Origin of the sequence: Flavobacterium sp. (assembly GCF_027484705.1) — a bacterium.
GTDB lineage: Bacteria > Bacteroidota > Bacteroidia > Flavobacteriales > Flavobacteriaceae > Flavobacterium.
Genome location: NZ_JAIXSL010000007.1, coordinates 321,079 through 343,989, shown reverse-complemented (window position 1 = coordinate 343,989; position 22,911 = coordinate 321,079). Strand labels below are relative to the sequence as shown.

Here is a 22,911-nt window from a genome sequence, read left to right as displayed (position 1 = left end):
ACGGCACAAAAGGATTTCCACTACTATCGGGGCTATAAATCAGAATCCGTTTCATGCCACTTCATAAAATCATAGACCACAATCCCGACACGCAAATCCTCGTCTGGAAAATCACGGAAACTTTTGAGGAGTTGTCTCAAGGCATGCCACTCAAGGAAAAGAGTGCTGTCCGGCTGTCGGGCATGAAATCCGAACTGCACCAACGCGCTTTCTTGAGTGTCCGGAAACTGCTTCAGCAAGCCGGTTATTCCGATTTCGATCTGCATTATGACGCATTTGGCAAACCGTATTTTGAGGATGGCAGGCACATCTCCATTTCGCATTCGCATGAATTCTCAACGATTATTCTGAGCAACCGCAATACAGGCATCGATTTAGAAATGCAGCGCGAAAAAATCAAAGTGATCGCGCACAAATTTGCCGAAGCCGAATCGGATTTTTTAGAACCGGAAGCTACTGATTACATTCAAAAACTGACCGTCATTTGGGGCGCCAAAGAAGCGATTTTTAAAATCCGCAACGAAACGGGCATCAGTTTTAAGGATCATATCAAAGTAGCTGCATTCGATATCGGGCAGAAACAAACTACCGCGATGTTAAATTTTCAGCAGAAGCATATCGCATTTGATATCTTTTTTGATGAAGTAGAAAATTTTACCTTAGTTTACGCTTTTGAAAAGCAATCAGTTTAAATCCCCAAAAATTTTGTGCCCCAACGCCTTTGCGAGCCCATGAAAAATCTTTATCACGATATCCTTCAATCAAAAACAGCCGGTAAAAAACTGCTCGCCATTCTGCTTGATCCGGATAAAATCGAATTGGGAAATATTCGGACATTCTGCAAAAAAATCATGGATTCTCCGGCAACTCATGTGTTTGTTGGCGGAAGCACCGTTGAAGGATCTATAGTCGATGCGCAGATTCTGGAACTAAAAAAACACATTCATCTGCCCATCTTGCTTTTTCCCGGGCATCCATCGCAAATTTCTGCTGAAGCCGATGGCATTTTGTTTTTGATGTTGCTCTCGGGAAGAAACGCGGAATACCTTATAGAACATCAGATTCAAGCGGTTCCCCTTTTAGAAAAAACCAATCTTGAAATCATTTCAACAGGTTACATCTTAATTGAAAGCGGCGCTGAAACTGCCGTAGAAAAAGTAAGCCAAACCAAACCTTTGTCAAGGAATAATAGTGCGTATGCGGCACAAACCGCCAAAGCCGGGGAATTTATAGGCAATAAGCTGATATATCTCGAAGCGGGAAGCGGCGCGCAATTACCGGTGCCATTAGCCATGATTGAATGTGTATCCAAAGCGATCAGCGTTCCGTTAATTGTTGGTGGCGGCATTCGTTCGCAACAGCAAATTAACGAAGCATATCAAGCTGGCGCTGACATAGTCGTTATCGGAACGGCTTTCGAGAATGATCTTAATTTTTTTATTACTTAAACCATGCTCGATTTTTTTCTCAATGCCTACAAAGACGCAACACTAACCCAAATCTTATTGGAATTTGCGGCATTCGTCTCGGGCATTCTCAGCGTATGGTTTGCCAAGAAAGAAAACATCTGGGTATATCCTACGGGGCTTATTGCGACAATCATCACTTCTTATTTGTTGTGGATTGCAGGCTATTTGGGCGATATGATGATCAATGCCTATTTCTCGATCATGAGTATTTACGGATGGTATCGTTGGGCGAAAAAGCAAGACAATGAAGTGCCTTTGGCCATCACAAGAACCACTGCAAAAGAAAAATTAACAGGCTTCCTGCTTTTTTTTATTACGATTTTTGTAGTTTTCGGCATCTATAAATTCTTTGGCTATACGATCAGAAAAGACAATTATATTGATATTTTTGCATCCGGGCTTTTTTTTACGGGCATGTGGTATATGGCCCTCAAGAAAATAGAAAACTGGACGCTCTGGATTATCGGTGATATCCTTGTAGTTCCTTTGTATGCCTATCGCGGATTGGGAATGTTGGCATTACAATATTTAATTTTTACAATTTTGGCTGTTTCAGCTTATTCAGAATGGAAGAAAATCTTAAACAACAACATTCAATCATCGCCAAAATAGCTCTGTTTGGTCCGGAATCAACCGGAAAAACCACTTTGGCAAAACAATTGGCTTCCCATTTCCAGACGGTTTGGGCGCCCGAGTTTGCCCGAGATTATTTGCAGCAAAAGTGGGACAATACCAAACAAATCTGCGAGCCTGAAGATTTGATGCCGATTGCTGTTGGACAGACGCGGTTGGAGAATGAAGCGCTACTCACGGCCAATCATTATTTGTTCTGCGATACTTGTTTGTTGGTCACTAAGGTTTTTTCTGAGATTTATTATAATTTTTGCGATCCGGTTTTGGAAAAGGCCGCCCGCAAACACAAATATGATTTGTTTTTCCTGACGGATGTAGACGTGCCTTGGGAAAAGGACGATTTGCGTGATGCTCCCGAGAACCGCGAAAGCGCATTGGCTGTTTTCAGACAGGCATTGATAGATTATGATAAACCTTACATTACCTTATCTGGTGATGCCGATACGAGATTGCAGAAAGCCATAAAAATCATTGAAGATCTCGAAAAAGCCAAAAGCATGGGATTCAATGCTCATGATTTTGTACAGATCTACAAAAAAGGCATATCGCTGGATCACATCAACAGCCATCTCGATATTTTCCGTCATGGTATCGCCAAAGCGATATTGGTCAGACCGGCTACCAAAAATGACGGCATTTTAAAGTTGGATGAAAACCAATTTCACGAATTTTCGGATTACTTCGATTCCAAAAAGGAAGATCTCAAATTACTCAAATTTGTGCCGGCTTCAGGCGCCGCGAGCAGGATGTTCAAATTCCTGAACGAATTCCTGAACGAATTTGACATCGAGAACGAAACCATCAACAGTTACATCAATAAAAAGAATTTATCGCATCTCACCGTCTTTTTGACAGGAGTCGATAAATTCCCGTTTTACGATACCATCGATACCATTCTCAGGGAATTGCATCCTGATTTTAAGCAATGGGAAAGCGATATGAAGCACTATCATTTCATTAAGTTGCTTTTGGACAGTGAATACTTCAATTTCAGCAACAAGCCCAAAGCCATCCTTCCGTTCCATAAATATGAGACACATACGGCGACGCCTATAGAGGAGCACCTCAATGAAAGCGCCTTATATGCCAGCGCGAAGGGCACTTCAAACCTCCATTTTACGATTTCGGACATTCATCAATCTCAATTTGAAAAAATCATTGAGAATGAAATCAGAAAGGTTGAAGATAAAACCCAGACGAAAATCAACATCAGTTTTTCTTTCCAGAATCCGTCTACCGACACCATTGCTGTGAGCCATGACAATGTTCCGTTCAGAAACGAAATGGGGAAATTGGTGTTCCGCCCGGCAGGTCACGGCGCCCTGATTGACAATCTGAACCAGATGGATGCGGACGTCATTTTCATCAAAAACATTGACAACGTCATCCAAAACCATATCGAGATCATTACGCTCTATAAAAAGGCACTTGCGGGAATTTTATTGCAATTGCAGCAGCGGGTTTTCGAGATATTGCGCCAGATTGAAAGCCAGAAATTGCAGGAAGAAAATATCAATGCCACCATCGAATTTGTTGAAAAAGAACTCAATATCGAAATCATCGAAGATTTTTCGAAATACACTATAGAGAATAAAATACTGTATATCAAGGACATTCTCAATCGTCCCATAAGGGTTTGCGGCATGGTAAAGAACGAAGGGGAACCGGGCGGCGGGCCATTTTGGGTGCGCGATGTCAAAGGCCATCTGTCGTTGCAGATTATTGAAACTTCTCAAGTCGATTTAAACAATCCATATCAGGCGAAAATCTTAAAGGAAGCGACGCATTTTAACCCGGTGGATTTAGTTTGTGCCATCAAAGATTTCAAAGGCAAAAGGTTTGACCTCAATGATTTTGTAGACCACGAAAGCGGCTTCATCGTCGATAAGAACAAGAACGGCAAAGACATCAAAGCCTATGAACTTCCGGGATTATGGAACGGCGCTATGGCCAAATGGATTACCGTTTTTGTCGAAGTGCCTTTGATTACTTTCAATCCTGTGAAAACCGTCAATGATTTGCTCAAACCCGCTCATCAGCCGCAATAATGGATTTGGATAAAGTCATAGCCGAATTAAACTACAAAGCAGTCCGAAGTTCCGGAGCCGGTGGTCAGAACGTAAACAAAGTGGCCTCAAAAGTCATATTGACCTTCAATGTGGAGCAATCACAAGGATTATCGGCTGAGGAAAAAACCAGAATCAAAACCAAGCTGGCGCCGCGATTGACTTCCGATTTTTTACTCATTTTAAATGGCGAAGAAGACCGCAGCCAACTTAAAAATAAAATTTTGGTCACCAAACGCTTTGTCGAAATCATCAAGACCGCTTTGATTGTTCCCAAAGCCAGAAAAGCGACGAGAACCCCGAGAGCCGCGATTGAAAAGAGAATCAAGGCCAAACGGACGAACTCTGAAACCAAACAATTTAGAAGAAAACCCAATGTTAATTCATCAGAGGATTAAAATAATTTCAATTATCAATTGTCAATTATCAATTATCAATTACATTTGTCGCGTCTCAAAGGGGTGCTCTAAATAACGAGCTGAGATTATACCCAACGAACCTGAACAGGTAATGCTGTTAAGGGAAAAAATGACAAAAAACGGAGTATACGCTGTACTTTGTCATAGGAAACAACCATCAATTTTAACCAAGAATAATGGCCCCTTTTATTCGTAAACTTTTACGAATGAAAACTTTATTCCCTTCTGATGCTACGGCATCGCTGCGAAAGAAACTTCTTGTCGCTACTTTTCTTTTTTCCGGTACCACTTTCGTGAATGCGCAACAGCTCGCCGACACGACGAAAGTCAATGCTTTGGAAGAAGTGCTGGTTTCGGCGGTTCGCGTCACCAAAAAAACGCCGGTCACGTTCAGTAACTTGTCCAAATCGGAAATCAAATCGAGGAATCTCGGGCAGGATATTCCGGTCATTATGAATTATTTGCCTTCGGTTGTCACGACTTCCGACGCTGGCAATGGTGTGGGTTACACCGGATTTCGGGTGCGTGGCATCAAGAATGTGAACGTGACGATTAATGGAATTCCTTACACCGAATCCGAAGACCAAGGCACTTATTTCGTCGATCTTCCCGATTTTACTTCGTCAGTGGAAAGTCTGCAATTGCAACGCGGCGTAGGGACTTCAACTAATGGTGCCAGTGCTTTTGGAGCGAGTTTGAATTTATTGACTGACAGTTATTCTAAGGAAAGTAAAGGTGAATTCTCCAATTCGTTCGGCAGTTTTGACACGCACAAACACACCTTGAAATTCAGTTCTGGATTATTAAACAACAACTTTGAACTTGCGGGAAGGGTTTCGAGCATCAATTCGCATGGCTATATCGATCGCGCTTCTTCAGATTTGAAATCGTATTTTCTGCAGGCAACCTACGTCGGAAAAACCACTTTAATCAAAGCGTTGCTCTTTGGCGGTAAGGAAAAAACCTATCAATCGTGGAATGGCATCGACAGCGAAACCATCAAAACCGACCGTACTTTTAATTCCTCTGGTTTGTATTATGACGATGCGGGCAATGTTCAGTTTTATGACAACCAGACTGATAATTACCAGCAGCACCATTTTCAGTTGCATTGGAATGAGAAAATCAGCGAAAAATGGACGACCAATTTAGCGGTTCATTACACTAAAGGCAATGGTTACTATCAAAATTATGAAGACGACACAACATTTTTAAAATACAATCTGACGCCGGTAGGTACAGAAGAAACCACCGATCTCGTCAACCAGAAATGGCTAGACAATGACCTTTACGGAACTACGTTTTCAGCGACTTACAAGAACGAAAAACTTCAGGTGATTTTTGGTGGCGGTTGGAACAAATTCCTAGGTGATCATTTCGGGAAAGTGAAATGGGTTGCTTTGCCTGTTGTTAATCCGTTACAGGGAAATTATTATGAAGATACTGCCGCCAAAACCGATGGCAATGTTTTCCTCAAAGCGAATTATCAGATCACTTCCAAAATTAATTTGTTTGGCGATTTGCAATACCGCAGGGTCAATTATAAAGCTGATGGTGTACAGCCACAATATGTTGACGATACCTTTAAATTCCTGAATCCCAAAGCCGGAATCACTTATGATCTGAATGCACAAAACGCACTCTATTTATCGTATGCTAAAGCCAACCGCGAACCCAATCGAACCGATTATGAGAACGGGAATCCAAAACCCGAAAAACTCGATGATTATGAATTGGGCTGGCGCCATCTTTCGGCGAAGGTAAAATGGAACGCGAACGTTTATTACATGGCCTACAAAAACCAACTGATCTTAACCGGAAACCTCGATGATGTCGGTAATCCGATCCGCTCCAACAGCGAGAAAAGTTACCGACTTGGGTTTGAAGTTGATGCAAACATAGCATTGACCAAACGATTGACGGTAAGTCCGAACATCAGTCTTAGTGAAAACAAAAACATCGACCTTAATGTGAATGGTGAAAACGCGGGAACGAAAGACATCGCTTATTCGCCGTCGCTGGTTGCGGGAAATATTTTAACCTACAAACCTTTGGAAAAATTGCAGATTTCGTGGCTGTTTAAATTCGTTGGGGAACAATATCTCAATAATATTGAATTGCCTGATGCGAAATTACCTGATTATGCAGTTCACGATCTGAATATAGCTTATGAAATCAAACCCAAATCAGTTTTCAAATCGATTGTATTCACTGGTTTGGTCAACAACGTGCTGGACAAACAATACATTTCCAACGGTTATATGTATGACGTGTATCCGTATTATTATCCGCAAGCGGGCACTAACTTTTTAGCAGGATTGACTTTGAATTTCTAATTGTAGACGCGAATGGTGCTGCTGTTTAAAACTTCCACGCGGTACGGAATCATACCGTATTGTGCTGCGGCAGTGCCGTCAAAAAGGCTGTAGGCATAACCGTCTTCGCAATTGCATTTGGCGCTTAACCCTTGAATGGAGAGTTTCGAGCAGGCAGTGGGCGCTTGGTTCGGGCAGTTTCCGTTCCAGGCGCGGTAATCGGTTCCGGCGACTTTCATCATGACGATATTGATATCGCCATCAACGGTAAACATGATCGGATTGGAATTAGAATTCAGTCCGCTGTAGCCGGGCAAATTTAAATTGATGGTCGCTGAAAAACTATAATTGGGCAAATACGGATTGTTGTAGGTTCTTCCTGAATCTTTCTCACAGCCGAACAACAAACCAATGACCATAAAGATTATAAAATATTTTTTCATAGATAAAAAAGTAGTGAATAATGATGCTAACAAATATAAATTAATTAAATTTGGCTTGGTTGCGATTAACATATAATTATTATCTAAAAGAAATTATAGTATCTTTGCCCACAAGGAATCCCGTAGACATGGGATTTTTTCTATTTATATAAATGACGGAAATTATGAGTGCAGTATCTTATTACACAGCAGAAGGATTAAAAAAATTAAGAGAAGAATTAGATTATTTGAAGAACGTGGCGCGCCCCAAAGCGTCCCAGGATATAGCAGATGCCAGAGATAAAGGCGATTTGTCGGAGAACGCAGAATACGATGCGGCTAAGGAAGCGCAAGGCTTGCTTGAGATGCGCATTGCCAAATTAGAGGAAGTACATTCGAATGCCCGACTGATCGATGAATCGCAATTAGATTTGTCCAAAGCTTTGGTGTTGTCGAATGTCAAAATCAAAAACCAGTTGAATGGTTTGGAGATGAAATATACTTTGGTCGCAGAAAGCGAAGCCGATCTCAAAACCGGAAAAATCTCCGTGACTTCTCCAATCGGAAGAGGATTGTTAGGAAAATCAGTAGGCGATGTAGCTGAAATTACCGTTCCTAACGGCGTTTTGAAATTTGAGGTTTTGGAAATTTCAAGATAATCACAATGTCAACGATATTCACTAAAATCATCAACGGGGAAATTACCAGTTATAAAGTAGCCGAAGACGATCGTTTTCTGGCTTTTTTAGATGTGAACCCGAACGCCAAAGGGCATACGTTGTGCATTCCAAAAAAAGAAGTCAACAAGCTTTTTGATATGGATGACGAGTCTTATTTAGGGTTGATGCAATTTTCCAAGAAAGTGGCAGCTGCTTTAGAAAAAACGATTCCGTGCAAAAGAATCGGAATGGCCGTTATCGGACTGGAAGTGCCGCATGCGCATGTTCACCTGATTCCGCTCAACGAAATGGATGAGATGCGTTTCCAGAACAAAGTGAAACTTTCGCACGAGGAATTTGAAGCTTTGGCGAAAAGCATCCAAGATAATTTATAAGAAGTTTTTTAAGCCCGAATTCAGGTTCGGGTTTTTTATTTAAACGACTTTTTCAAAAACCACTTGCATCGTCGTTCCTTTATTCACTTCAGAATTCAACACTTTTATTTTGCCTTTATGGTATTCTTCTACGATGCGTTTGGTGAGTGACAAACCCAAACCCCAACCGCGTTTTTTGGTTGTAAAGCCAGGTTCGAAGACGCTTTTGAATTGGTTTTTAGGAATGCCTTTTCCAGAATCCGATACTTTTATTTTGACGAATTTCCCGTCATCTTCAATCACTACGGCGAGTTTGCCTTTGCCTTTCATCGCATCGATCGCATTCTTTACTAAATTCTCAATCGTCCAGCTGTGCAAAGCCGGATTCAATGAAACCATGATGGGTTTTTTCGGTGCTTTAAAAGAGAAAACCACTTGTTTCGAAAAGCGCGACTGCAAATAATCATACGACTCTAAAGTTTCCTTGATGATGTCGCGTGGTTCCAATATCGGTTCGGATCCGATTTTAGAAAAACGATCCGTGATGGTCTGCAAGCGCATGATGTCTTTTTCAATTTCCGAAATCGTGACCGGATCGACATCGTCAGCTTTCATGATTTCGAGCCAGCCAATCAAAGACGATAGCGGCGTTCCAATCTGATGCGCGGTTTCCTTTGCCATCCCGGCCCAGAGTTTATTCTGCGTCGCCATTTTGGTGCTTTTGTAGAAATTGTAAACCAAGGCGCCAAACAAAACGATAATCAGCACGAGTGCAATCGGATAATATTTTAGTTTGTTAAGTAACGAAGAATCGCCGTAATACAAGTATTGGAATTTTCCGGGCACGTACTCAATCGCAATCGGGTCGTTCTGGTTTTTGAGTTTTGCAAGCAGCTCCTTAGCTTTTACTGTGTCTTCAAGAATGCTTTCGTCAATATTTTTAGTGCTGAGGATTTTGTTGTTTTCCGTTAAGATAATTGGGATTGTGGCATTCTGTATGATTTTCAGAGGCAGTTCTATATCAGCGTTGACATCGGCATTGTTGAGCGTTTTCTGCGCCTCGGCCCAATGCTCCATTTTGACGCGTTCTTCATTTTTGAAAATCTGGAAGAAAGTATAGGTGTTCCATAAGATCAAGGTGATGATTACAAACGAAGCGGCGATTAAAACCCAGCGTGTGATATTTTTTCTGTTCGAAAATTCCATAAGTCAATTTGAGCCATAAATATAAAGAAATAATTCTGTTGCGATTGTAAAATATGCCCGGCGAATCATTAAAAAAGGCTTAAACAGAAGTCCGTTTAAGCCTTAATCCTAATTTTTGAAGTGGTTATTTTTTCAAAACCCTCTGGATTTCTTCCTGCCCATTTTCGTATTTCATTTGCAAAAAGTAAAGCCCCGAACTTAAATCATTCAAGTTGATAGTGTTGTCGATGGGTTTCCCTTCTTTTAAAATGGTGCCTTGAATGTTGAGGATTTTGAAATGATTAATTTTTGATTCAGTATTTATCTGAAGTACATCAATTACCGGATTGGGATAAATAATAGCCGGTTTCATTGAAATTTCATCTCCAATCATTCTGGCCGCAGCTCCCCAAGTATAAGAATAGCCATTGGTTTTGTTCAGCAAATCGGGCGTCTGGTTTCCAGTACCCATGCTGCCGTTATTGAAGACGATATTGACCGATGTAGGCCCGACAATAGTGTATTTGTAAAAGCCATTCACATCAGCAACCATCGTATTTCCTGGCCAGGTGGTATTGGCGACACTTCCCGCCGGAATCGCATTCCAGTAATGGATTTTTGGTGCCACAGTCCAAGTCGTTGGCGGTTTGAAATAAACAGTCATAGAAGTTGGGCATCGGTTGGCCGGTTCTGCACTTAACCAAGCGTTATCGTAATAACGAATGCCTGCTGTGGCTGTTAAATCAGCGGTTTGCAATGTGCCGTCATTGAAAATGATGCTCGACGCACTAACTGCTGCCGGGAACGTAAATTTATACCAATTACCACAATCCAGAGTCATCGAAAACCCGGGCCAAGTTACAGCCGTAGCAGTTCCGGTAGTATTCCAATAGTAGATCTTAACCGCGCTGCCCCAATTGGCTGGTTTCTTGAAATAAACCGTAAAAGGCGTTGGATTGGTAAAAGTATACACTTCGGTTCTTACTGCTGTGCTTACACCGGATGTGTTTCTAACGAAGGCTTTCAACGTGGTCGTGCTCGTAATGGCTAATGATTTTGTTCCCACTGCAGATGCAGAAGCTGTTGTTGGTGTAGAGCCGTCTAAAGTATAGTAGATGGTTGAGGTATTTACGTTGGCAGTGAGCACAACATTTACAGTTGATCCGCTCGTAAACGTACCGCCAGCTTGGGATACCGTGAGCACAGGAGCAATGGCCGGACAACGGTTCGTTGGTTCAGAAGCTAACCAGGCATTGTCATAATAACGTAAGCCAGCAGTAGCATTTAAATCAGGAGTTTGCAATGTACCGTCATTGAATAACAAATTAGAAGCGCTTACGGTTGAAGGGAAAGTAAATTTATACCAATCGCCGCAATCCAATGTCATTGCTACGCCAGGCCAAGTGACTGCTGGAGCGGTTCCGGTTGGAGACCAATAATAGATTTTGACGGCCGCATTCCAATTCGTTGGTTTTTTGAAATAGACCATGAAAGTAGGCGGCGTGGTAAAATTATAAACCTGACTGCTTACAGCAGAACTAACTCCAGCAGTATTTCGAACAAATGCTTTTAAAGTTGCCGCGCTTGTAATGGCCAATGATTTTGTACCTATCGCAGAAGCAGAAGCCGTTGTCGGTGTTGAGCCATCCAAAGTATAATAGATGGTCGAAGCGCTGTTGTTGGCCGTTAATACGACATTGACAGTAGTTCCGTTGACAAAACTTCCACCAATTGGTGCAATCGCTAAACTTGGTACATCCGTCACGGTTTCTCTTTCCCAAACGGCATAATCGGTTCCGGAGGTTTTTAAAACCCAACCGGTTCCGGGATTCCACAATCCTGGGCCGATTTTCACCACGACTTTATTGTCAATAGTGGCTGAATAAAACGAACTTGCATTCGAAACGACAACGGAACTGTATGCATTAATACCATTGTTTCTTCTGATCGCCATGAGTTTGTCAATCGCTGCCTGATTCGAAGTATAAGCCACCGTCACACCGTCTTTGCTGAAAGTCCCGCCAAAATAATGCGGAAAGAAAACACACGGAATGCCCGGATGCGTCAGGATGAATGCGTAACCTTTCATGATATTGTCGCTCGTTACAAAACTGCCTGGTTTCACAAAAGTATCGTGGTTGTCAATGAAAGTAACGGCTTTGTCCGCATAACCAAATTGTCCTGCCAATCCAGGATTTCCCGAAAGTGCGGCATAATTCCCACTGTTAATCGCGGGTTGCAAAGCATTATAATACAAAGCAAAATCAAACGCAGCCGATCTGCTTCCGGTCCCGTTAATCCAAGATTTTAAGGTTGCAGAATTGCCGTCCCAATATTCTCCAACAGAAGCATAAGGCGATGAGGAATTGATGTAATCCCCAAAAAACCCTGCAGAAAACCCTTTCGCCACATCCCAACGCCAGCTGTCAAATCCTAAAGCTTTGAGTCTTGTGAGGTATTCTTTGACGCCGTTTTGTACTTGTAAATTGGTATGATCCAAATCTCTTCCGCCATTAAAATCTTCTCCGGTGTCCGGAGTTCCGCAAGGCCTGACGCCTGTGATGGTTCCAAAATTAGCTTCGTCATTGCTCGTTATCGAATGGCAATCCCAAGTAGGATTAGTAAAATCAGTCCAATTAGTGGTGCCGCCTCGATGATTCACCACAATATCCGCCATCGGATGGATTCTCGGTGTGCTCGTGTTGAAAGCCGTCAATAAGGCTCTCAATTGCGCCTCCGAACCATAAACGGTCTGTGAGAAATTGAAGAGTTCTGTAGGAATATAGCCCACGCCGCCAGTCGATCTGCTAGGTGGTGGCAACCAGATGACATTAAAACCGGCAGTAGCAAAATTGCCCGAACGGTTTTTTAAATAGTTGTAAAGCCCGCCTTCATTGGCTACAGGTAATTGCGTATGCACGTCCCAGCCAAAAGCTTGTAACATGATGTCATTTACGTTGGTCGAAGATTGCGCTTGGATTGCTGATAAAGAAACGACGCACCAACATGCCATCGAAAAGACAAACTTTTTTAAAGATAATTTTGGGTTCATTTTAAGGTCGGTTAGGTTTAGAATTGCGTTTAATTTTTATGAAATTAACAATAAAATTCAAATATTTTTAAGAGCTTCTTTGAATAATGTGTTTTTATGCTGTGAAAAATCAACTAAAACGTTATAGTTGCCTCAATTGTTGATAAAAAAATGTGTTGCCTTTTGCGGCTAGAATTTTTAGAAGCTTAATCCTGCTGTACGTTCATATCTTTTGCGGCGAACGCCGCCGCAAAAGGATAACCACTGCCATCAGGGCTAGGGCATTCCGTAAATCACACGAATACTTTTCAACAAACAGCCATCTTATCAACAGCAATTCCTGTGGCGTATTCCTATTTGCTATTTTTGTCGAAACCGAACAAAATCATGCTTAGCATCGAACCCAAAGACTTAACGCCACTCAAACTTCAAGCTTATTTGCAAAGTGCTGTTGCGCCGCGTCCAATTGCGTTTGCAAGTACCTTGAGTGCCAGCGGAAAACCTAATCTTTCGCCGTTCAGTTTTTTCAATGTGTTCAGTTCCAATCCGCCGATTCTGATTTTTTCACCGGCACGCCGCGTCCGCGACAATACGACCAAACATACTTTGATCAATGCGGAAGCGACAAGAGAAGTTGTCATCAATATTGTGAACTATGATATTGTGCAGCAGGCTTCCTTGTCGAGTACCGAATATGCTGATGGTGTCAATGAGTTTGTAAAATCCGGGCTTACGCAAATTCCATCCGATATTGTAAAACCTTATCGCGTGAAGGAATCTCCGGTACAGTTCGAATGTAAAGTCAATGAAATTATAGCGCTCGGAACAGAAGGTGGCGCGGGAAACTTAATCATCTGTGAAGTTGTCAAAATTCATATCGACGAAAAAATCCTCGATGCGAACGGCAACATAGACCAACACAAAATCGATCTCGTGGCGCGCTTGGGCAGCAACTGGTATTCGCGTTCCAACCAAGGCTTGTTTGAAGTACCGAAACCCATTGCCAATCTTGGGATTGGTGTCGATGCGATTCCGGATTTCATCAAGAAAAGCAGCATTTTCAATGGTAATGATTTAGGAATGTTGGGCAATATCGAAGCCTTGCCTACGCCGGAAGAAGTTGCTATATTTGTAAAGGAAAATTTTGCTGTCAAAGGCATTTTAAGTGGTGATGATGAGATTAAAATTCATCAGAAAACCAAAGAATATCTTAACCAACAAGATGTGATTTCAGCCTGGAAAGTCTTGCTGGCCAAAACAGTTTCAAAAAAATAATCAACAATAAAATTTTTAGCAGATGGAAGTTACAGGGAAAATTAAAATGATCGATACCACCAAAGAAGTGGGTTCGTCAGGATTCAGAAAAAGAGATGTGGTCGTGACTACAGATGAGCAATATCCACAACACATATTGGTGCAGTTCGTACAGGACAAATGCGATTTGCTCAATGGTTTCGCTGTAGGTGAAGCCGTGAAAATCGATATCAATTTGAGAGGAAGAGAATGGGTCAATCCACAAGGAGAAACCGTTTACTTCAACACCATCCAAGGTTGGAGAATTGGAAAACTTCAAGCCGAAGCACCACAACAAGCACCGCCAATGCCAACGGCTCAAGCTTTTGAACCGGCCCCGAGTTTTACCGAAGAAGAGCACGACGATTTGCCTTTCTAAGATAAAGAAGAGACAAAGCTTATATAGAAAATCAGAAATTAGCAACGACTAGTTTCTGATTTTTTGTTTAGTATATTGCCGACAAATTGTAATTCCAATGTATCACGTTTCTAAAGCACTTTATTTTCCGGCAGTTGAAACCGCTTCTCCAGAAGGCATTCTTGCTTTTGGTGGTGATTTATCGTCTGAGCGGTTGCTGTTGGCTTATAGAAGCGGCATTTTTCCGTGGTTTGAAGACAATCAACCGATACTTTGGTGGTCGCCTAACCCTAGAATGGTGTTGTTTTTAGACGAACTCAAAGTGTCGAAAAGCATGCGCAATGTTCTGAATCGCGGCTTATTCAGAGTCACTTTCAACCAAAATTTCAGGGAAGTGATTTCGAATTGTAAAAACGTCAAACGCGATGGGCAGACCGGTACATGGATTACCAATGAAATGATTGAAGCGTATTGTAAACTAAACGAACTTGGCTTTGCAAAATCAGTTGAGGTTTGGGAAGGCGAGCGTTTGGTGGGCGGTTTGTATGGTATCAATCTGGGTCATATGTTTTGTGGCGAAAGTATGTTTTCGCTGGTGTCGAATGCTTCGAAAGCCGCTTTCATCAGTTTGGTGAATCAATTGAAATCAGAAAATTACCGCTTGTTGGATTGCCAAGTTTATAATGAACATCTCGAAAGTTTGGGTTGCCGTGAAATCGACCGAATGGAATTCATGGCAATATTAAATGGAAAACCTATTTAGTTTTTTTCCAGCAATCCGCCATATGATCATCAACCATTCCGGTGGCTTGCATGTGCGCATAAACTACCGTTGAGCCTACGAACTTGAAACCGCGTTTCTTTAAATCTTTACTAAGAATATCTGAAATTTCAGTAGTGGCTTTAATTTCTGATGTCGATTTCAGGTTGTTGACAATCGGTTTGTGGTTTACAAATCCCCAGATGTATTTGGAGAAACTACCGAATTCTTCCTGCACTTTTATAAACGCAATGGCATTAGCAATCGTGCCTCGAATCTTAAGCTGATTGCGTATGATACCTTCATCCAACAACAATTGCTGTACTTTCGGTTCTTCATATTGTGCTACTTTTTTATAATCAAAATCATCAAAAGCCTTGCGGAAATTGTCGCGTTTTTTGAGAATCGTATACCAACTCAAGCCGGCCTGAAAGGTTTCCAGAACCAGGAATTCGAATAATTTGTCATCGTCGTAAACCGGATTTCCCCATTCGTTGTCGTGATAATCGCGGTATAAATCATCCTTTTCGCACCAGGCGCAGCGTATTTTGGTTTCCATTTAGTTAGCGTGAATGTATTTTTCAATTAAACTGTGTCCGAGATAAATCAACGGTGTCAATAAGATGGCAATGATGAGTTTCACAAAATAACCCGTAAAAGCCGATATAATAAAAACTTCGGTCGTCATTTTGCCGGTCATCCAGAAGGCAATGCCGAGCACGATGAAACTATCAAAAAGCTGTGAGATTACTGTCGAACCGGTACTTCTGAGCCAAATCATTTTGTTGCCCGTTCGGTTCTTTACAAAATGAAAAATGCTCACATCGATTAATTGTGACACCATAAACGCGGTGATGCTTCCTACAATGATCCACATGCTTTGCCCGAAAACGGCGGTAAATTGAGCGTCGCTGACCAGATTCGGGCCATTCACGGCAGGGATTTTTAATGCTGCATAGAGCAATACAAAGCAATAAGCAATCAGGCTTGCGGTGATTAAAGAAAGTTTGCGTACGCCTTTTTCCCCGAAATACTCATTGATCAAATCGGTAGTTACAAAAACGACCGGCCAAGGCAATATGCCCACACTCATGACGGCTGAACCCACATGAATCAGTTTTCCGCCAATCAATTCTGCGACTACAGCGTTGGTGATGAAAATGCCCGCGAGTACAACATATACGGTGTCTTTTTTGGATTTAAACATGGCTAAATTTAATGAATCGAATTGTTCCTAGCTACTTTTTGGTAAAAAAAAACCTCGATACATTTACGAATCGAGGTTTTTTCGGTAAAGAAATTTTTAGTGGTGTCCCCAACCGATAATGTTGTAAGCGACACTTTTTGGTTGTCCGTTTCCGTAGGCTACACCGATATCGCGGATGGCTTTGATGCGGTCTCTTTCGAGGTTCACATCAATTTCCATTTTGTAGTTCCATTCTCTTTTGTCGATTTCCAGTACGCGTTTTCCGATTTTGTCGTTTAACGCTTTAGCTTCTTTGTAGCAAGACGCTTCAGGATCAATGGAACTCAAGATACCACCCACTTCATTCGCCGTTTCCCAGCTTTGGTTGGCGTTCCATTTGGTGTTGGCTTCACTCATTTTGAGTTTGCAATCGCGTTCGATATACTTTTTCCACAAAGGAGCTACCGCCGCCATACTTTTGTTGTAGCATTCCGTAGCTTCTTCAGGCACAGAGGTCAGTTTCATTAGAGCGCCTTCGAAATTCGATTGAGATTCCAGAGCTTTAGCCTCATTGATAATCTGACCGCATCTTTCATTGTAGTAATTGATGATTTTGGTTTTGGCTCCGGAAACGAAACTCTGAATTCCGGCATCGTTGGGTTTGATGTTCTTGATGGCATCCATGTAAGCTTTGGTTTCATTGATTCCGACGCCTTTTACAGTCACGGTTTGCGTGGCGTATTTTTTTCCTTCGTAGCCGTCACCGATGTAAAAATTTACATTTAAAGTTAACGCGGTCATCGGAGGAGCCGTACCCAACAGATCTTTAGTAGCCACATCAATATCCGGCGTAATGATAAATCTGGAGTTGGCATTGCCTGAAATTCCATTGGCCGTAACGATTTGGTTTAGTTTATTCATTAACATGTTCGAGGCACCTGAAGGCAAACCTTCGAGTTGGTCCGGAACATAAGGAGTAATGGAAACTCTGCCCAGAGCACCGGCACTCGTAGAAGATTCCTGAGCCATCGTTAAAGTGATAAATCCAAGTACTGCGACGCAGCAAGTGATTTTATGGATTAAATTTTTCATAGTGTTTGATTTTTATTTTTCGCCCAAGACAATAACGGCTTGTCCTAAACCTTTCATCGTTAATTTATTGGTAATGCTATATGGCGGTGCTTTTAGGAAAGTCTGAAGTCCTTTCAGGAAACCTCTTGCGTCAGTCGCTTTTCCTGTAGCATCATACAAAGGAATACGAACTTGCTCATACAATTGCATCCCTTCGGTAGAATCGGTTAAGCTGTATCTTCCTTTAACAGTATTGGCAGTCATCCAGTCTTCTATGATGGTGCCCAATTCTTTTCCGTCATATTCTTTTTCAAGATCATCCGGCCACGAATCAAACTTCTTGATTCTTACGATGATTTCACGACCATTGGCAAACATATCATCAAAATGGGCTTGCAATTGTGCGTTAAAATTGTCTATATGCGCCAAAACCGCTTCTTCTAACAATACTGGTAATTCAGCAGAAAAAGAAGGTGCCCCGGTTCCGCTATCTCCGGCAATTTGTTTGTCGGTATAAGCATCCAATCCTCTTAAAGTGTAGCTTACGGATTTTTTTGGGCCTGTGGTATTGATCGTGTAGGTCAATTCCATAATGATGTCGGCCTTCGCTACTTTCTTCAATTTGTCAATGGGTGATTCCGCTACACCAGCACCAGTTTTAGAACTCAACATCGCGTTTTCAGCGCTTTCAGATTCTAAGGTTTTCAATGCGGAAGACATGTCTTTCAACGGAAAACCACGGTCCATCATTAAGGTATTAATTTTAGCGATAACCTGAACCAAGGCAGCGTTTTCCTGAAATGCCCTTTTTAAATCAGGGATTTTAGTCACGGTTCCCTGGTTGTTGTACGAAGTCATATAGCCATTGGTACTGCACCAAACATCGCTTGGCACTACCATAATGGTCGGTTTTTTAGCCTGTCCGAAAGCAAAGCTTAGACATAGGACGGCTAATAGTGTAACTATTTTTTTGAATCGATTTTTCATCATGATATACTGCTTTATTGTTTAATAATACCGTCAGCGATTAATTTTGCTTTGAGTTCTGAACGAAGTACCCTTACGATAAATCCGTTGGTGACGCTGCCACGGCCTTTTTTTCTGTCACGGCTTACTTTGTCCAGAATTCTCTCGTCACGAAGTGAAATGTAGTTTTTAAATTCCCCGCCATCAGCAAAAAATTTGTTGAAATAATCTTCATATTTCTCTTCGGCATTGACTTCAAAAATCAAAGGTTTTTGTTTGCAGTCCTGTTTGCCTTCTATCAGACCGTAGAAAATGATGTCGCGGATGGCGTTCTTTTTCGCTTGCTCTACAGCATCAGATCGGTTTCTACCATTTCCCCATGCCTTTACGGTGGCTGAACCATCTCCTTCAACGCCCATACATTCTGTTTTGTATCCGTAATTTCCGGCGATTTTCTTTTGTGAATAGATTGCCGAAGTAGACAACAATATTGCAAAAAGTGCTATTTTAAGTTTCATATCGTTTTATTTTTAAAATCCAGAAGATAATCCTTTAATAATTCCTGCCGCTTCCAAATCTTTGCGCAAAGCATCTTTTTGAACCGAAACAATCACGCCGATTTTATATTCTTTACCGACTTTTACACGGTCGTTTGCATCAACATTTCCGTCTGAAGATTCAGAAACGTATTTCATATATTTTCCGCCTTCTTCAAAGAAAGGATCAAAGAAATCAGCTTTTTCTTCCTCAATATTTGGGTTTGAAGCCAAGGCTCTTTGCGAAGTGCAGCCTTGTCCGCCACCAGAAAAACCTTTGAAGATTACACCGTGAACGGCATTTTTCTTAGCTTGAGTAATCGCAATATCTGCTTTTTTGGAATACGACCAAACTTTGATAAGGTAAGTTCCGTCTTTGCCAATACCGGCGCATTCGACCTCATAACGCCATTCTCTTGTGGCTTTGTCGGCTTTCTTTTGTTTTCCTGATTGCGCGAAAATAGCAGTCGTAAATACTAAAAGCACCAGGGTCATTAATTGTTTCGTTTTCATTTTTGTTTGTTTTAAATTATTATTTTCCTTTCTTTTGGACGATCAGCATTCCGGAATAAAACGTTCCGCCACTGGTTTTTTTGAAGAAAGTCCTGTCGGTCGCGCTGTTTGGGTTTTCTTCGTCAGCACCATAACGGTTGTCCCATATCGGTTGGCTGTCGTCAACTTTTAGAGAACCTACCACTACATATTCGGTTTTGCCGTTTTTGTCTTGACGCTGTTCTAGCACATCAAATTTTGATTTTTCGGTCAATCCTTCCTTCAAACCGATTTTGGCGGTGATGGGTTCGCCGCTGTATAAAGGCGTTTTGGTTTTGAACTCATCATGGTTTTTCTGAAGTTTTACAATGACCGCATCAATGGCTTTAATGGTTGCTTTTTCGATCAGTTCTTCTTCAGTCTTCTTGGTGAAAACGGTGGATTGCACATCAGCCCAGGAAGTATCCGAACCAATAAGTTCGAATTTAAAAATGTTGGAATCCTCAAAAGCTTTCTTTTTTTCGGCCGTAATGGTTTTGTCATCCGCCCAATAATCGTTGTAGAAAATCGCAGCCACTTCTTCATTCCAAACCAAGCGGTAGAGATAAGCATTCGTTTTTACCACATATCCTTTACCGGCCACACTTACTGCGCCTGCGGTTAGGGTAGCGGTATCAGCAACGCCACTGATGCCTGCAGAACTGGCAACACTGCCGATTTTGTCAAGCCAGCCGTTTACTTTTTTGGCCACTTCTTCTTTTGATACGTAGTTGTAATCATTGACCAAAACAAAGGTGTTCTTAATCAATTCTTCCCCAGCATCCGCAACAGCATCCAAACCTCTTTGGCTTGCTTTCGCTTTGGCAATATCAAGTGCGGCAGCATCGTAACTTCCGCGGCTTTTGATCAGATCCATATTGAAGCCACCTCTAGCAGATCGGTTGAACCATTTGGCGACAACATCTCTTGCCACATGGTTGTTTTCAAGAAAAGCAGTAATATTTCCGGATTCATCTTTTGCATTGGTGGTTGGAATGACACGGCTTCCGAGGTTGTGGTCGTTAAATTTTTCCGGAATTGGGCCTTTTTCAAACGATGCTCTAATCACATTCGCGTAAGGTCGGCTTTGGTCATCAATCATTAAAGTGTAAAGCGAACTTCTACGGTATTTTGTGATAGGATTTGTTGCTTCTGTCTGTGCGGTTATTGAGGCAGTATAAGAGAATACGGCAATAACGAGTAAGATATTTTTCTTCATCAATGTTCAGATTAAAATAATTTTCCAATAGAAAATTGGATTACAGCATTGCTAGCTCTGTTGTTGTCTCCTAAGTATCCTAAATCTGACAATCCTAAATTATATCTTGCTTGAAAAAACACACCATTATTTAATTCATACTCTAGTCCGGCATCCAAACCAAAATCTATAGTTTTTATATCTTCAATTTTCTCGTTAGAATCATTGGTTTTGTATTTCCCAGAAACTAGGAATCCAATTTGCGGGCCTGCTTCTAAACTCAAGCTTTTAGCGATTGGAAATTTTGCCAATACCGGAAGCGTGATATAGTCTATTTTAAGCCTTCCGCCACCATCACTTGTCACACTGGCTCCTTGACCTGAATAGAGCAATTCGGGTTGTATTGAAAATTTGTCATTAACAATGACTTCGGCAACCAAACCTGCATGGATACTTGTTCTGATAGCTACATCTTTAGCATCACCCATAAGGTTTGCCACGTTTAGACCGCCTTTGATACCGAGTTTGATGCCTTCCTCACGCTTGTCTTTTTGGGCATTCACTGCCAGAACGGAGCATAATGCAAATAATAAAATAAATGTTTTTTTCATAATTCGTTTTGTTTTGATTCTTGTAATAATGTTTGTTTTTTTGTTCTGAATCACAAGTTTATGACATTTTTTTAACATACGCAATTAAATACGGAAATGCAGTAAATACGGGTGCTTTTTGTGTGTAAAACACTATATAGTCTATAGAAAAAAGTACGTTTTGTATAATGTCCATATATTGTTTTAAAGTACTCACTTCATAGCGGGATTTACATTTTTTTATCCGTAATTTTAATGGAATAACGGTAGATTAAAAGCAATGAAATGGTACTGGAAAATTCTTGTCGGTTTGGGTTGTTTTGTAATGCTAATCGTATTGCTGAACATCGGTCTCAATTTGTGGATTAAATTCCAATTGCCCAAGAGAATCAACAACGAAAATGATTCGGCCTATTCTGTTACTTATAAAAACCTTGAAGTTTCTTTGTTAAATAGCAACATACTTGCCACGGATGTCATTATTGTTCCTAAAGCGGCATTAAAAGACACGCTTCAAAAAGCCGGTATTTATGCAAAAGTTCGGACTATCGAGGTTAAAGGTTTTAAAAGCTGGGACTTGGTTTTTCGGGATAAAATTAAAGCCGAAAGCATCATCATTGATCAGCCTAAACTGATGCTTTACAAGAAAAATGAAAAAGTAATCAACGATTCCAAAAGCATTCGTAAATCGGTGGTGGCGCCGTTTGAAAAAATCATAGCCGTGCCCAATATTTTCCTGCATCATGGCGATTTGAAAATCATGTATGTTAAGAATAACACGCCGATTTTAAGCGTTCATAACATTAACCTCCAACTTGATGGGATTCTGATTACGGATCATATTCTCGAACAAAAAATTCCTTTTCAATTTAGGAATTATAAGCTTAGTTGTGACCGTCTTTACTATCGTCCGAATGCGTTTTATCATATTCGCACTAAACGAATTAAAGCTTCGAAAACCGATTTTAAAGTGCGCCATTTTGAAATGATTCCGGAATATTCACGGCGTGCGTTTGTTGCGAAAATTCCAAAAGAGCGCGATCTTTTTACGGTGCTTTGCGACTCCATTTCCGCTTCTAAAATCGATTGGGGTTTTAACGGAAATGATTTTTTCTTTCACAGCAATACCGTTGCTTTAGATCTTGTAGCTGCTAATATTTACCGTTCTAAACAACCGGCGGATGATCTGAATAAAAAGTATCTGTATAATAAATTGTTGCGCGATTTAAAGTTCGATTTGAAAATAGACACCCTTAAAATCCGCCGTTCGATGTTGGAATATGAAGAGCAAAAAGCATCGGAAGCCGTTTCGGGAAAACTTAGTTTCAGCCAATTCAATTTAACGGCAAACCATATTTGTAGCGGTTTTAAAAAACAAAAACTGCCGGATCTTAACATCAAAATCAATTGCAGGTTTATGAATGTATCGCCTCTTGCCATCGACTGGAAATTTAATGTTATGGATCAAAGCGACGGTTTCCAAATCAAAGGAACATTGAGTCATTTTGATATCGATAAGATTACGCCTTTCAGCAAACCACATCTCAATGTTACAGCCAAAGGTTTGATGGATGAAGTGCATTTCAATTTTACAGGAAATGACCGACATGCTGCTGGGGATTTTGCTGTGAAATATGACGATCTTAAACTGGCCATCTACAAAAAAGACGATCGTAAAAAGAAAAACAAATTGCTGACTTTTGTGGCCAGTATCTTCGTCAAAAAAGACACGAAAGAGAAGGTCAAAGACGCGCATATTGAAGTGGAGCGCATCCCCGAAAAATCATTTTACAACTTGCTGTGGCGAAGTATCGCAGAAGGGTTGAAGAAAATTTTAGTATAAAAAAAT

Annotated in this window: 23 protein-coding genes and 1 riboswitch; of the genes, 12 read left to right on the top strand and 11 right to left on the bottom strand. The window is 41.2% G+C overall.

What is annotated here, in order from left to right:
- The first annotated feature begins 53 nt into the window (after positions 1-53).
- From Q0058_RS03585 to Q0058_RS03560, 6 genes are all read left to right on the top strand, one after another.
- Complete coding sequence (locus Q0058_RS03585) at positions 54-692, top strand: 4'-phosphopantetheinyl transferase superfamily protein (RefSeq protein ID WP_298221363.1); 639 nt, start codon at positions 54-56, stop codon at positions 690-692.
- A gap of 39 nt (positions 693-731) precedes the next feature.
- Positions 732-1,448 (top strand): geranylgeranylglyceryl/heptaprenylglyceryl phosphate synthase, encoded by a 717-nt coding sequence (locus tag Q0058_RS03580; protein WP_298221362.1) that lies wholly within the window; start codon positions 732-734, stop codon positions 1,446-1,448.
- A 3-nt stretch (positions 1,449-1,451) separates the two neighbouring features.
- On the top strand, positions 1,452-2,081 hold the full coding sequence (gene pnuC, locus Q0058_RS03575) for a nicotinamide riboside transporter PnuC (RefSeq protein ID WP_298221361.1): 630 nt from the start codon (positions 1,452-1,454) through the stop codon (positions 2,079-2,081).
- The gene (locus Q0058_RS03570; RefSeq protein WP_298221360.1) at positions 2,036-4,150 is read left to right on the top strand and encodes a DUF4301 family protein; all 2,115 of its coding nucleotides are present in this window, start codon (positions 2,036-2,038) and stop codon (positions 4,148-4,150) included. The genes pnuC and Q0058_RS03570 overlap by 46 nt, the downstream gene beginning before the upstream one ends.
- Positions 4,150-4,566, top strand: coding sequence for an alternative ribosome rescue aminoacyl-tRNA hydrolase ArfB (gene arfB, locus Q0058_RS03565; RefSeq protein ID WP_298221359.1), 417 nt, complete (start codon positions 4,150-4,152; stop codon positions 4,564-4,566). Before Q0058_RS03570 ends, arfB begins: the two co-directional genes overlap by 1 nt.
- Before the next feature lie 49 nt (positions 4,567-4,615).
- Positions 4,616-4,709: riboswitch (TPP riboswitch) on the top strand.
- Between the two features lie 84 nt (positions 4,710-4,793).
- Entirely contained in the window at positions 4,794-6,923 is a 2,130-nt protein-coding gene (locus Q0058_RS03560; protein ID WP_298221358.1) for a TonB-dependent receptor, read from the top strand.
- Here the strand turns inward: Q0058_RS03560 and Q0058_RS03555 are convergent.
- Positions 6,920-7,345: a hypothetical protein gene (locus Q0058_RS03555; protein ID WP_298221357.1), complete on the bottom strand. Its 426-nt coding sequence runs from the start codon at positions 7,343-7,345 to the stop codon at positions 6,920-6,922. The genes Q0058_RS03560 and Q0058_RS03555 overlap by 4 nt on opposite strands.
- A 164-nt stretch (positions 7,346-7,509) precedes the next feature.
- On the opposite strand from Q0058_RS03555, the gene greA reads away from it, so the two are divergent.
- Both greA and Q0058_RS03545 read left to right on the top strand, forming a co-directional pair.
- Positions 7,510-7,983, top strand: coding sequence for a transcription elongation factor GreA (greA, locus tag Q0058_RS03550; protein WP_298221356.1), 474 nt, complete (start codon positions 7,510-7,512; stop codon positions 7,981-7,983).
- A 5-nt stretch (positions 7,984-7,988) separates the two neighbouring features.
- Positions 7,989-8,378 (top strand): HIT family protein, encoded by a 390-nt coding sequence (locus Q0058_RS03545; protein ID WP_298221355.1) that lies wholly within the window; start codon positions 7,989-7,991, stop codon positions 8,376-8,378.
- 39 nt (positions 8,379-8,417) lie between these two features.
- On the opposite strand, the gene Q0058_RS03540 is transcribed toward Q0058_RS03545, so the two are convergent.
- Positions 8,418-9,563 carry a HAMP domain-containing sensor histidine kinase gene (locus tag Q0058_RS03540; RefSeq protein ID WP_298221354.1) on the bottom strand — a complete coding sequence of 382 codons (1,146 nt, stop codon included), beginning with the start codon at positions 9,561-9,563 and terminating at the stop codon, positions 8,418-8,420.
- A 124-nt stretch (positions 9,564-9,687) separates the two neighbouring features.
- On the bottom strand, positions 9,688-12,594 hold the full coding sequence (locus tag Q0058_RS03535) for a starch-binding protein (protein WP_298221353.1): 2,907 nt from the start codon (positions 12,592-12,594) through the stop codon (positions 9,688-9,690).
- Positions 12,595-12,960: 366 nt separating this feature from the next.
- On the opposite strand from Q0058_RS03535, the gene Q0058_RS03530 reads away from it, so the two are divergent.
- The 3 genes from Q0058_RS03530 to aat all read left to right on the top strand — a co-directional run bounded on the left by Q0058_RS03530 (position 12,961) and on the right by aat (position 14,987).
- Positions 12,961-13,848: a flavin reductase family protein gene (locus Q0058_RS03530; protein WP_298221352.1), complete on the top strand. Its 888-nt coding sequence runs from the start codon at positions 12,961-12,963 to the stop codon at positions 13,846-13,848.
- A gap of 22 nt (positions 13,849-13,870) precedes the next feature.
- Positions 13,871-14,245 carry a DUF3127 domain-containing protein gene (locus tag Q0058_RS03525; protein WP_298221351.1) on the top strand — a complete coding sequence of 125 codons (375 nt, stop codon included), beginning with the start codon at positions 13,871-13,873 and terminating at the stop codon, positions 14,243-14,245.
- Between the two features lie 97 nt (positions 14,246-14,342).
- Positions 14,343-14,987, top strand: coding sequence for a leucyl/phenylalanyl-tRNA--protein transferase (aat, locus tag Q0058_RS03520; protein WP_298221350.1), 645 nt, complete (start codon positions 14,343-14,345; stop codon positions 14,985-14,987).
- Here the strand turns inward: aat and Q0058_RS03515 are convergent.
- The 8 genes from Q0058_RS03515 to Q0058_RS03480 form a co-directional block, all read right to left on the bottom strand.
- The gene (locus Q0058_RS03515; RefSeq protein ID WP_298221349.1) at positions 14,980-15,543 is read right to left on the bottom strand and encodes a DNA-3-methyladenine glycosylase I; all 564 of its coding nucleotides are present in this window, start codon (positions 15,541-15,543) and stop codon (positions 14,980-14,982) included. The two genes, aat and Q0058_RS03515, sit on opposite strands and share 8 nt — an antisense overlap.
- Entirely contained in the window at positions 15,544-16,191 is a 648-nt protein-coding gene (locus Q0058_RS03510) for a queuosine precursor transporter (RefSeq protein ID WP_298221348.1), read from the bottom strand. It lies immediately after the preceding gene.
- Positions 16,192-16,287: 96 nt separating this feature from the next.
- Positions 16,288-17,262, bottom strand: a complete 975-nt coding sequence (locus Q0058_RS03505; protein ID WP_298221347.1) for a hypothetical protein — start codon at positions 17,260-17,262, stop codon at positions 16,288-16,290.
- Positions 17,263-17,274: 12 nt separating this feature from the next.
- A complete protein-coding gene (locus Q0058_RS03500; protein ID WP_298221536.1) occupies positions 17,275-18,228 on the bottom strand; it encodes a DUF6175 family protein in 954 nt (317 codons plus the stop codon).
- 14 nt (positions 18,229-18,242) lie between these two features.
- Positions 18,243-18,725: a hypothetical protein gene (locus Q0058_RS03495; RefSeq protein WP_298221346.1), complete on the bottom strand. Its 483-nt coding sequence runs from the start codon at positions 18,723-18,725 to the stop codon at positions 18,243-18,245.
- Positions 18,726-18,737: 12 nt separating this feature from the next.
- Positions 18,738-19,256: a hypothetical protein gene (locus Q0058_RS03490; RefSeq protein WP_298221345.1), complete on the bottom strand. Its 519-nt coding sequence runs from the start codon at positions 19,254-19,256 to the stop codon at positions 18,738-18,740.
- Between the two features lie 19 nt (positions 19,257-19,275).
- On the bottom strand, positions 19,276-20,493 hold the full coding sequence (locus Q0058_RS03485) for a hypothetical protein (RefSeq protein ID WP_298221344.1): 1,218 nt from the start codon (positions 20,491-20,493) through the stop codon (positions 19,276-19,278).
- Between the two features lie 11 nt (positions 20,494-20,504).
- Positions 20,505-21,083 carry a porin family protein gene (locus Q0058_RS03480; RefSeq protein WP_298221343.1) on the bottom strand — a complete coding sequence of 193 codons (579 nt, stop codon included), beginning with the start codon at positions 21,081-21,083 and terminating at the stop codon, positions 20,505-20,507.
- Positions 21,084-21,342: 259 nt separating this feature from the next.
- On the opposite strand from Q0058_RS03480, the gene Q0058_RS03475 reads away from it, so the two are divergent.
- Entirely contained in the window at positions 21,343-22,905 is a 1,563-nt protein-coding gene (locus tag Q0058_RS03475) for a hypothetical protein (protein WP_298221342.1), read from the top strand.
- The last annotated feature ends 6 nt before the right edge of the window (positions 22,906-22,911 follow it).

What these genes read in the sequence shown, in the direction of transcription:
- Q0058_RS03515 (WP_298221349.1), bottom strand. Translation starts at nt 15,543, where the DNA reads ATGGAAACCAAAATACGCTGCGCCTGGTGCGAAAAGGATGATTTATAC.
- Q0058_RS03570 (WP_298221360.1), top strand. Translation starts at nt 2,036, where the DNA reads ATGGAAGAAAATCTTAAACAACAACATTCAATCATCGCCAAAATAGCT.
- Q0058_RS03545 (WP_298221355.1), top strand. Translation starts at nt 7,989, where the DNA reads ATGTCAACGATATTCACTAAAATCATCAACGGGGAAATTACCAGTTAT.
- Q0058_RS03505 (WP_298221347.1), bottom strand. Translation starts at nt 17,262, where the DNA reads ATGAAAAATTTAATCCATAAAATCACTTGCTGCGTCGCAGTACTTGGA.
- Q0058_RS03530 (WP_298221352.1), top strand. Translation starts at nt 12,961, where the DNA reads ATGCTTAGCATCGAACCCAAAGACTTAACGCCACTCAAACTTCAAGCT.
- Q0058_RS03540 (WP_298221354.1), bottom strand. Translation starts at nt 9,563, where the DNA reads ATGGAATTTTCGAACAGAAAAAATATCACACGCTGGGTTTTAATCGCC.
- aat (WP_298221350.1), top strand. Translation starts at nt 14,343, where the DNA reads ATGTATCACGTTTCTAAAGCACTTTATTTTCCGGCAGTTGAAACCGCT.
- Q0058_RS03560 (WP_298221358.1), top strand. Translation starts at nt 4,794, where the DNA reads ATGAAAACTTTATTCCCTTCTGATGCTACGGCATCGCTGCGAAAGAAA.
- arfB (WP_298221359.1), top strand. Translation starts at nt 4,150, where the DNA reads ATGGATTTGGATAAAGTCATAGCCGAATTAAACTACAAAGCAGTCCGA.
- Q0058_RS03495 (WP_298221346.1), bottom strand. Translation starts at nt 18,725, where the DNA reads ATGAAACTTAAAATAGCACTTTTTGCAATATTGTTGTCTACTTCGGCA.
- Q0058_RS03535 (WP_298221353.1), bottom strand. Translation starts at nt 12,594, where the DNA reads ATGAACCCAAAATTATCTTTAAAAAAGTTTGTCTTTTCGATGGCATGT.
- Q0058_RS03580 (WP_298221362.1), top strand. Translation starts at nt 732, where the DNA reads ATGAAAAATCTTTATCACGATATCCTTCAATCAAAAACAGCCGGTAAA.
- Q0058_RS03490 (WP_298221345.1), bottom strand. Translation starts at nt 19,256, where the DNA reads ATGAAAACGAAACAATTAATGACCCTGGTGCTTTTAGTATTTACGACT.
- Q0058_RS03585 (WP_298221363.1), top strand. Translation starts at nt 54, where the DNA reads ATGCCACTTCATAAAATCATAGACCACAATCCCGACACGCAAATCCTC.
- pnuC (WP_298221361.1), top strand. Translation starts at nt 1,452, where the DNA reads ATGCTCGATTTTTTTCTCAATGCCTACAAAGACGCAACACTAACCCAA.
- Q0058_RS03555 (WP_298221357.1), bottom strand. Translation starts at nt 7,345, where the DNA reads ATGAAAAAATATTTTATAATCTTTATGGTCATTGGTTTGTTGTTCGGC.
- Q0058_RS03480 (WP_298221343.1), bottom strand. Translation starts at nt 21,083, where the DNA reads ATGAAAAAAACATTTATTTTATTATTTGCATTATGCTCCGTTCTGGCA.
- Q0058_RS03485 (WP_298221344.1), bottom strand. Translation starts at nt 20,493, where the DNA reads ATGAAGAAAAATATCTTACTCGTTATTGCCGTATTCTCTTATACTGCC.
- Q0058_RS03510 (WP_298221348.1), bottom strand. Translation starts at nt 16,191, where the DNA reads ATGTTTAAATCCAAAAAAGACACCGTATATGTTGTACTCGCGGGCATT.
- greA (WP_298221356.1), top strand. Translation starts at nt 7,510, where the DNA reads ATGAGTGCAGTATCTTATTACACAGCAGAAGGATTAAAAAAATTAAGA.
- Q0058_RS03525 (WP_298221351.1), top strand. Translation starts at nt 13,871, where the DNA reads ATGGAAGTTACAGGGAAAATTAAAATGATCGATACCACCAAAGAAGTG.
- Q0058_RS03475 (WP_298221342.1), top strand. Translation starts at nt 21,343, where the DNA reads ATGAAATGGTACTGGAAAATTCTTGTCGGTTTGGGTTGTTTTGTAATG.
- Q0058_RS03500 (WP_298221536.1), bottom strand. Translation starts at nt 18,228, where the DNA reads ATGAAAAATCGATTCAAAAAAATAGTTACACTATTAGCCGTCCTATGT.